The sequence below is a fragment of the Schlesneria sp. genome, from assembly GCF_036405755.1.
In the GTDB taxonomy this organism is placed as follows: Bacteria; Planctomycetota; Planctomycetia; order Planctomycetales; family Planctomycetaceae; genus Schlesneria; species Schlesneria sphaerica.
Window position 1 is genome coordinate 1 of the sequence record NZ_DASWWZ010000493.1, and the last position, 2,701, is coordinate 2,701.

1 protein-coding gene and 1 pseudogene are annotated in these 2,701 nt (G+C 57.2%); one reads left to right on the plus strand and one right to left on the minus strand.

Going from position 1 to position 2,701, the window contains the following annotated elements:
- Window positions 1-465 (minus strand): FAD-dependent oxidoreductase (locus tag VGE80_RS16565; RefSeq protein WP_440593435.1); only part of this gene is annotated, 465 nt, incomplete at its 3' end.
- Between the two features lie 661 nt (window positions 466-1,126).
- On the opposite strand from VGE80_RS16565, the pseudogene VGE80_RS16570 reads away from it, so the two are divergent.
- Window positions 1,127-2,701 (plus strand): annotated as a pseudogene (locus VGE80_RS16570) (hypothetical protein); the annotation flags it as partial.

Here is a 2,701-nt window from a genome sequence, read left to right on the forward strand (position 1 = left end):
CTCGCGCGACGCGTCCAGGTAACGGGCAACATCGAGCTTGCCTCCTTCTCTCATTTCGAAGGCATCGCGGCAGTAATAAAACCATTCCGGACGCAGTCTGGAACTGGGTTGCTGGACTTTGTCACGAAACTGCGGGTCCGAGGCTCGGCGATAAAACATTTCGCTTTCTGCTTGGGTCGAGAGCAGCCGGAGCATCGCCGGTCGTTGCAAGAACGTCGCTCCGCTCTCCTGCTCAACGCGGTGATAGAACGACACCGCAACTGGCCAGCACTCGTCGAACCGCCAGGAAGGAATCAATTTCTGACCGGTGATAGGAGTCATCAATCCGGCAGCGACTCGGGACGACGTCACGGGTTCTTCACGATCGATCACCAAAATGCGGTGGCCAATCCAGCGCAGCCACCATGCGAGCGCGGTCCCGGCGAGGCCCTGTCCAACGACGACGAAATCATAGTCCACGGTCATCGTGTTCCTTTGCATGTTTCACGTGAAACGATGCGAGGTTCACCTAGACCTGATTCCTCCTGCATTGCATTGATCCGCTCTGTATTGGACTGTGTCATGGTCGGAAGAGAATTCTTGGAATCTCTCAACATTCATTGGCCCGGATTTCCGTATCTCGGCCCTTCGGTCTCTGGTAACAGGTCATCGCAACCGCTTCTCCTGAACTGTCCGAGGTAGCCCCATCTTGCGTACACCGACGAGAGATCTGAATCCAGGACGGACATCTCTGTCCTGCCAGTGGTTGCTACCGGAGGATCTGAAGGGCTCGAACGATTTTTCAATTCTAGTGGACTTGGGTCTGGCATGCTCGCGCAGGGGAATTTTCCCGGGACTCCCATCACCGGCGTCCCCTCACAAAGCACGGATTCTCACGCTGCTTGTGCACAAAGCGGGAAGTCCCCCCGGCGATTTCGGCGGACCGCGCAGAAAAAAGCTGTACGGATTTCCTCGGACGACTCCACTATTGAAATAGGAATCCACGCCGGGAGGTGGTGGCTTCCCGTTTCGGATCGATTCCGGCAGGGTGCATCCAGGTGAATCCGAAGTTCCTGACCCACCTGTGGGCCTGCCGGATCGGGAAGATTGAGTTCTGGTAAGAGCTGTTGAAGTAGAGGTCCTGACGATGCGACTCACATTGCGAACGCTTCTGGCGTACCTGGATGACGTCCTTGAACCCGCCGACACCAAGATCATTGGGCAGAAAATTCAAGAGAGCCCGGTCGCTCAGGTGCTCGTGAGCCGGATCAGGGAAGTCATGCGACGGCGTCGGCTCAAGGCACCAGATGTGTCGGGACCCGAGATCGGAATTGATCCGAACATTGTATCGCAGTACCTCGACACGACGCTTCCGCCCGAGTTATATGCAGATGTCGAACGGGTCCTGCTTTCTTCCGATGAGCTGCTCGCGGAAGTTGCAGCGTGCCACCAGGTATTACCTGTCTGGCTGGCGAATCCAATCGAGCTGTCGGACGAGAGCCGCGAATCACTCTACGCCTTGGGTCCGGTCGACGCTTCGTCCCAGTTGAATGTCCCGGCCGAGAAGGGTGTCGCTTCAAGGTCACGAACTCCCGAATCAATCTCCATTCGAAACGGAGTGGCTAATCCAGCGCGCGGGGCAGCAACGCACTCACACGACGTGGACGAGTCCGTGAAGACAGTTCCCGACTATCTCAAGCCGTCACCCTGGCCGCTACGAATTTTCCCCTCGGCCGTCGTGGGACTGCTGGCGATCCTTTGCTTTCTCTTGCTTGCTCCTGGGTTGATCACGGGACTGAAGCAAGCCAAAAACGAGATCGAGCGAAAGGAAATCCGCGGCAAGAGTGAAGTCACCGAGACTGTCACGGATGCCGAACCGATGGTCGCCGCGGACAAAAGCCTGGTTGCTACGGACGAGCCTCGTACGGAACTGGCAGCAGATTCACGACCGGTTGCAACACCCGAATCCGCAATTGCACAAGCGCGTCCATCGATTCCGGAAGGGCTTGATCCGATGCCTCCTCCAGATGAACCGGATGTCGAAGAGCTACCGGCGCCAGTCGCTGCTACTGTCCCCAAACAGACCGAGCAAGTGCCGGAACCGGCTCAGCCTGAAGAGCCACATGTCGATGTTCCCGCCCCGGCAGTCGCCGTCAATCAGCTTCCCACATTCCTGAAAGAGGGCGAACCCGTTCCTCAGGTGGACGTCGCCTATGCGTCCAACGAAGGAGTCCTCGCTCGTCTCGATGCCAAACGGCAATGGCTTGTCGTACCTCATCGGTCAGCCCTCAACGTTGGGGAGTTCCTGACAACCTTCGAGCCCTTTGAAGCAACCCTGGATTTCGACAAGGGCCGGCTGCGCACGACGCTCATCGGGAACACCGCGGTTTACGTCATGAACCCGGCACAGTCCGGGATTCCCGGTTTAGGCATTCGAAAGGGCCAGCTGATATTTCAGCAGGGTCGCCAGGACAACGGCAACACGGCTGCGATCGGGGTGAACATTGGACGAGACCTCTGGAAGCTGGAGTTGGTCGACAGCGACACTGTCTGTGGGCTGGAAGTTACGCCTCGGGAGGCGATTGAGTTCCAGAAATTGCATGACGAACATTGGTATCAGGCGACACTGTATGTCATCTCCGGCAGAGCTAAATGGACCAGCGCATTGGGTCATTCGCAGGATATTCGTGACCATCAGGCGCTGATCATTCTTCCCGAGAAA